Genomic DNA, 6163 nt, shown 5'->3' with positions numbered 1-6163 from the left:
GCCCGTTCCCGGGAGCACCCGTTTTTTCAACTCAGTTGAGCCATTTCCCGAACCTCGCGTGACAGAGAAGACAGAACCCCTTGTCACAGGACCTCCGTCACATGCCCCTGCGCCTGCGCCCCCTCGCCTACGCCCTGCTCCTCGCCACCCCGCTCGCCCTGGCCGGCGAGCACCGCGACTACCACATCGCCCCCGGCACACTGGAACAGGCCCTGAACCAGTTCGGTCGCGAAAGCGGCGCGCTGATCTCGTTCAGCCCGGGCCTGACCCAGGGCCTGAGCAGCCCCGGCCTGGAGGGCCAATACGAGGTCGGCCAGGGGCTCGATGCCCTGCTGCGCGGCAGCGGCCTGCAGGCGCGCCAGGAGACCGACAACGCCTACAGCCTGCAACCGCTGCCGGCCACGGTCGGCAACGCCGCGGTCGAGCTGGGCGCATCCACCGTGGTCGGCGACTGGCTGGCCGAGGCCCGCCAGGACAACGTCTTCGAACACCCCGGCGCCCGCGACGTGGTGCGCCGCGAGGCATTCGAACGCAGCGGCGCCAGCAGCGCCCGCGAAGTGCTCAACCGCATCCCCGGCGTCAACGCCCCGGAAAACAACGGCACCGGCAGCCACGACCTGGCACTGAACTTCGGCATCCGTGGCTTGAACCCGCGCCTGGCCTCGCGCTCCACCGTGCTGATGGACGGCATCCCGGTGCCCTTCGCCCCCTACGGCCAGCCGCAGCTGTCGCTGGCGCCGATCAGCCTGGGCAACATGGATGCCGTGGACGTGGTGCGCGGCGGCGGCGCGGTGCGCTACGGGCCGCAGAACGTCGGCGGCATCGTCAACTTCGTCACCCGTGCCATCCCCGAAGAAGCCACCTTCAAGGCGGCGATGCAGAACCAGATCAGCCCCTCGTCCAGCCAGGATGGCCTGAAGAACAGCGCCAACCTGTTGATCGGCGGCACCAATGCCAACGGCCTGGGCGGCGCCCTGCTCTACTCCGGCACCCGCGGCAGCGACTGGCGCGAACACAGCGACACGCAGATCGACGACCTGATGCTCAAGGGCAAGCTGCAACTGGACGAAGCCAACAGCCTGCATGCCATGGCCCAGTACTACGAGGGTGAAGCCGAAATGCCCGGCGGCCTGAGCACTGCCGACTTCGACGCCGACCCGTACCAGTCGACCCGCCTGAAGGACAGGTTCTGGGGCCGCCGCACCCTGTTCAACCTGGGCTACGACTACAAGCAGGACGACCGTCAGTTCAGCGTCAACAGCTTCTTCACCAAAACCCTGCGCAGCGGCTACCTCGACCAGGGCAGCTTCGTCTCGCTGTCGCCGCGCGAGTACTGGGTGCGTGGCATCGAGACCCGCTTCTCGCAGGGCGTGGCCCTGGGCGACAGCTGGCACGAACTGGGCATCGGCTACCGCTACGTCAACGAGGCGGGCCACGAACTGCGCTACCGCGAGCCGGTCAACGGCGCCCTGCCGACCACCGCCAGCCGCAACGACCGCGACACCCGCGGCAGCACTGAGGCCCATGCCATCTACCTGGACGACCGCATCGACATCGGCCGCTGGACCATCACCCCGGGCATCCGCTACGAGATGATCGACTCCGAGCAGAGCAACAAGCTCAACGGCCAGCAGTACCAAGGCAGCTACAACACCGCCCTGCCGGCCCTGAACGTGATGTACCACCTCACCGACAACTGGAACCTCTACGTCAACACCGAAGGCTCGTTCGGCAGCGTGCAGTACAGCCAGATGCCCAACCGGGTCAGCAGCGGCGAGGTGAAACCGGAGAAGGCGCGCACCTGGGAAGTCGGCACCCGCTACGACAATGGCGACCTGCAGGCCGAGATCGGCGCCTTCCTGATCAACTTCGACAACCAGTACGAAAGCAACCAGACCAACGACTCGGTAATCGCCCGCGGCGAGACCCGCCACCAGGGTATCGAGACCAGCGTGCGCTACGCCCTCGACGGCTTGAGCCCGGTCTTGGCCGGTTTCGACGTGCACGCCGGCTACGCCTTCGTCGATGCCACCATCCGCGAAGACGGCCCGAACAAGGGCAACCAGGTACCGTTCTCGTCCCGTCACAAGGGCACGCTGGGGATCGGCTACACCAAAGGCCCATGGCAGTTGAACCTGGACAGCAGCTTCCAGAGCAGCCAGTACGCCGACAACGCCAACACTGGCAGCGAAAGCGCCGACGGCAGCACCGGGCGCATCCCCGGCTACATGCTGGTCAGCACCCGCGCCGGCTATGACTTCGGCCCGCAGCTTTCGAACCTGAAGGTGGCGGTGGGGGTGAAGAACCTGCTCAACCGCGAGTACTACACCCGCTCGTTCGACGACAACAACAAGGGCAAGTACGTGGGTGAGCCGCGAACGTTGTATGTGCAGACGTCGGTAGCGTTCTGACAGCGCGGGCCAGAGGGGTAGACGCCTTCCCTGTAGGAGATCGCCCAGCCTTTAGGGCTACGCTGTCGCGCAGGGAGCAGAGTTCCAGCGTGGGAGCGGCCTTGTGTCGCGAAAGGGCCGCAAAGCGGCCCCGGCGATTGTTGCATGAACACGGAAATCGGGGGCTGCTACGCAGCCCTTTCGCGACGCAAGGCCGCTCCCACGGGGCTCGGCGATCTCCTACAGAGGATGTGGAGTGGCCTGAAGAGCGTGTATCCGGCAAATAGCGCAAATCAGCCCAGCGCCTTCTCGATCGCCTGCACCACGGTCGGATCATCCGGCGCGGTACGCGGGGCGAAACGCGCCAATACACGGCCATCCTTGCCAACCAGGAACTTCTCGAAGTTCCAGGTGATATCGCCGGGGAACTCGGCCCCTTCACCCGCCAGCAGGCGGTACAGCGAATGACGCTGCGGCCCGTTGACCTCGAGCTTGGCGCCCAGCGGGAAGCTCACCCCATAGTTGAGGCTGCAAAACGCCTGGATCTCCTCCTCGCTGCCAGGTTCCTGGCCGGCGAACTGGTTGCACGGCAGACCCAGCACATTGAAGCCCTTGTCCCTGTAGTCCTGATAAAGGTTCTCCAGGGCCTTGTACTGCGGGGTCAACCCGCACTTGGAGGCGACATTGACCACCAGCACCACTTGGCCCTTGAACGGGGCCAGCGGCAGGTCCTCGCCGTTCAACGCCTTCAACGTCAGGTCGTGAAATGCACTCATGATGAAATCCCCTCTCAGGTTCCCGATTGCCGCTGGGGCGAATCCCGCCCACTAAAAAGGCGCGCGGCCAAACCGTCCACCCTCCTGAGGAGGGCAAGTCCGGCTTGCCCGAGCGCCTGGCGACTCTCTGAGCTTAGCGCAGAAAATCAGTGGTGATGGCCACCTTCACCGTGGATGTGGCGGTGAGCGATTTCTTCTTCGCTGGCCTCACGCACGTCGACAACCTTGACCTTGAAGTTCAGGCGCTGGCCAGCCAGCGGGTGGTTGCCGTCAACGGTGACGTCGTCGCCGTCGATGTCGCGGATGGTGACGATCTGCATCTGACCGTCCGGCGCCGAGGCGTGGAACTGCATGCCGACTTCCAGCTGGTCGACGCCTTCGAACATGCTGCGGTTCAGGGTGCTGACCAGTTCGGCCGAGTACTCGCCATAGGCGTCTTCCGGTTCGATGGCAACGGTCAGCTCGTCACCGGCCTGCTTGCCTTCCAGGGCTTTTTCCAGGCCCGGGATGATGTTGGCGGCACCGTGCAGGTAGACCAGCGGCGCACCACCGGCGGAGCTGTCGATGACCTCACCTGCGTCGTTGGTGAGGGTATAGTCGATGGAGACAGCCTTGTTGGCGGCGATCAGCATGGGGCAAGACCTTTTGCAAAAGAATGTAGAACGGACAAGTGTAACCAACGCATCGACCGATTGCGAACGCGACTCGGACCAAGGGCCGCCCATCAGTCGGATCACCGGCTTCCACCTCGACGAGGAGGACCACTGGGTGGTCGAGCTGTCCTGCGGCCACACCCAGCACCTGCGCCACCAGCCGCCGTGGCAGGCCCGGCCCTGGGTGCTCGATGCCGACGAGCGCGCCCGGCGCATCGGCCAGGTATTCGCCTGCGGCTGGTGCGCGCAGGGGGCGGTTAGCGATACCCTTGGCCGCTGAATTCCTTGCACCGCTTATTTCGAGAAGCACGCATGCAGACATTTTTCATTGCGCCGACCGACTTCGGCGTCGGCCTGACCTCCATCAGCCTGGGACTGGTGCGCACCCTGGAGCGCGCGGGGCTAAAGGTCGGCTTCTTCAAGCCGATCGCCCAGCCGCACCCCGGCGACACCGGGCCGGAGCGTTCCAGCGAACTGGTAGCCCGTACCCACGGCATCAAGCCGCCCACGCCCCTGAGCCTGGGGCATGTCGAGCGCATGCTCGGTGACGGCCAGCTCGACGAGCTGCTCGAGGAGATCATCCGCCTCTACCAGCAAGCCTGCGTCGGCAAGGACGTGGTGGTGGTCGAGGGCATGGTGCCGACCCGCCACGCCAGCTATGCCGCCCGGGTCAACCTGCACCTGGCCAAGAGCCTGGACGCCGAGGTGATCCTGGTGTCGGCACCGGAGAACGAGGTATTGAGCGAGCTGTCCGGTCGCGTCGAACTGCAGGCCCAGCTGTTTGGCGGCCCGCGGGACCCGAAGGTGCTCGGTGTGATCCTCAACAAGGTGCGCACCGACGAAAGCATGGCCGACTTCGCCACGCGCCTGCGCGAGCATTCGCCGCTGCTGCGCGGCAACGACTTCCGCCTGCTCGGCTGCATCCCGTACCAGGCCGAGCTCAACGCCCCGCGAACCCGCGACGTGGCCGAGCTGCTCGGCGCCCAGGTACTCAACGCCGGCGACTACGACCAGCGGCGCATGAGCAAGATCATCATCTGCGCCCGCACCGTGGCCAACACCGTGCCACTGCTGACCTCCGGCACCCTGGTAGTGACCCCGGGCGACCGTGACGACATCATCCTCGCCGTGTGCATGGCCGCGATCAACGGCGTGCCCCTGGCCGGCCTGCTGCTGACCAGCGACAGCAAGCCCGACCCACGCATCCTCGAGCTGTGCCGCGGTGCCCTGCAGGCCGGCCTGCCGATCCTGTCGGTGAGCACCGGCTCCTACGACACCGCCAACCAGCTCAACTCGCTGAACCGCGAGATCCCGGTGGACGACCGCGAGCGCGCCGAGTTCATCACCGACTTCGTCGCCAGCCAGCTGGACGCGGCCTGGCTGCACCAGCGTTGCGGCACGCCACGGGAACTGCGCCTGTCACCGGCAGTGTTCCGCTACCAGTTGATCCAGCGCGCCCAGCAGGCCAACAAGCGCATCGTCCTGCCCGAGGGCGCCGAGCCCCTGCTGGTGCAGGCCGCCGCCCTGTGCCAGGCCCGTGGCATTGCCCGCTGCGTGCTGCTGGCCAAGCCCGAGGACGTGCAGGCCGTGGCCCGCGCCCAGGGCATCAGCCTGCCGCCGGACCTGGAGGTGCTCGACCCCGAGCTGATCCGTGGCCGCTATGTCGAACCGATGGTCGAGCTGCGCAAGAGCAAGAACCTCAACGCGCCGATGGCCGAGCAGCAGTTGGAAGACCCGGTGGTGATCGGCACCATGATGCTGGCCCTCGGCGAAGTGGACGGCCTGGTCTCCGGCCTGGTGCACTCCACGGCCAACACCATCCGCCCGGCCTTGCAGCTGATCAAGACGGCGCCGGGCAGCAGCCTGGTGTCGTCGGTGTTCTTCATGCTGTTCCCCGACCAGGTGCTGGTGTATGGCGACTGCGTGATGAACCCGCATCCCAGCGCCGCCGAGTTGGCCGAAATCGCCCGGCAGAGCGCCGAGTCCGCCGAATCGTTCGGCATCGCGCCACGGGTGGCGATGCTCAGCTATTCCAGCGATTCGGCGGCCAGCGACGAGGAGGTGGAAAAGGTACGCGAAGCCACGCGCCTGGCGCAGCAGGCCGAGCACGACCTGCTGATCGACGGGCCGTTGCAGTATGACGCCGCCGCCAACCCCGAGATCGCCCGGCAACTGGCGCCGTCGAGCCCGGTGGCCGGACGCGCCACGGTGTTCGTGTTCCCCGACCTGAACACCGGCAACACCACGCACAAGGCGGTGCAGCGCAGCGCCGACTGCGTCAGCCTCGGGCCGATGCTGCAAGGTCTGCGCAAGCCGGTCAACGACCTGCCCCGTGGGGCGCAGG

5 protein-coding genes are annotated in these 6163 nt (G+C 66.4%); 3 read left to right on the top strand and 2 right to left on the bottom strand.

Annotated features, from left to right (window positions below; genetic code table 11):
* The first annotated feature begins 101 nt into the window (after nucleotides 1-101).
* Nucleotides 102-2411: a TonB-dependent Fe(3+) dicitrate receptor FecA gene (gene fecA / locus CC207_RS18970; RefSeq protein ID WP_088852568.1), complete on the top strand. Its 2310-nt coding sequence runs from the start codon at nucleotides 102-104 to the stop codon at nucleotides 2409-2411.
* Between the two features lie 272 nt (nucleotides 2412-2683).
* Here fecA and CC207_RS18965 read toward each other — a convergent pair whose 3' ends face one another.
* A complete protein-coding gene (locus tag CC207_RS18965) occupies nucleotides 2684-3166 on the bottom strand; it encodes a glutathione peroxidase (RefSeq protein WP_028689534.1) in 483 nt (160 codons plus the stop codon).
* Between the two features lie 146 nt (nucleotides 3167-3312).
* Nucleotides 3313-3798, bottom strand: a complete 486-nt coding sequence (locus CC207_RS18960) for a peptidylprolyl isomerase (RefSeq protein ID WP_028689533.1) — start codon at nucleotides 3796-3798, stop codon at nucleotides 3313-3315.
* Here CC207_RS18960 and CC207_RS18955 point away from each other — a divergent pair.
* Both CC207_RS18955 and pta read left to right on the top strand, forming a co-directional pair.
* Entirely contained in the window at nucleotides 3797-4099 is a 303-nt protein-coding gene (locus CC207_RS18955; protein WP_028689532.1) for a DUF3565 domain-containing protein, read from the top strand. The two genes, CC207_RS18960 and CC207_RS18955, sit on opposite strands and share 2 nt — an antisense overlap.
* Nucleotides 4100-4131: 32 nt before the next feature.
* Nucleotides 4132-6163: phosphate acetyltransferase (gene pta / locus CC207_RS18950; protein WP_088852574.1), on the top strand; the 2032-nt coding region annotated here is incomplete at its 3' end.

Source organism: Pseudomonas sp. DrBHI1, from assembly GCF_002205115.1.
Taxonomy (GTDB): domain Bacteria; phylum Pseudomonadota; class Gammaproteobacteria; order Pseudomonadales; family Pseudomonadaceae; genus Aquipseudomonas; species Aquipseudomonas mosselii.
This window is presented reverse-complemented; position numbering and strand designations above follow the sequence as displayed.

What these genes read in the sequence shown, in the direction of transcription:
- CC207_RS18960 (WP_028689533.1), bottom strand. Translation starts at nt 3,798, where the DNA reads ATGCTGATCGCCGCCAACAAGGCTGTCTCCATCGACTATACCCTCACC.
- fecA (WP_088852568.1), top strand. Translation starts at nt 102, where the DNA reads ATGCCCCTGCGCCTGCGCCCCCTCGCCTACGCCCTGCTCCTCGCCACC.
- CC207_RS18955 (WP_028689532.1), top strand. Translation starts at nt 3,797, where the DNA reads ATGGGGCAAGACCTTTTGCAAAAGAATGTAGAACGGACAAGTGTAACC.
- CC207_RS18965 (WP_028689534.1), bottom strand. Translation starts at nt 3,166, where the DNA reads ATGAGTGCATTTCACGACCTGACGTTGAAGGCGTTGAACGGCGAGGAC.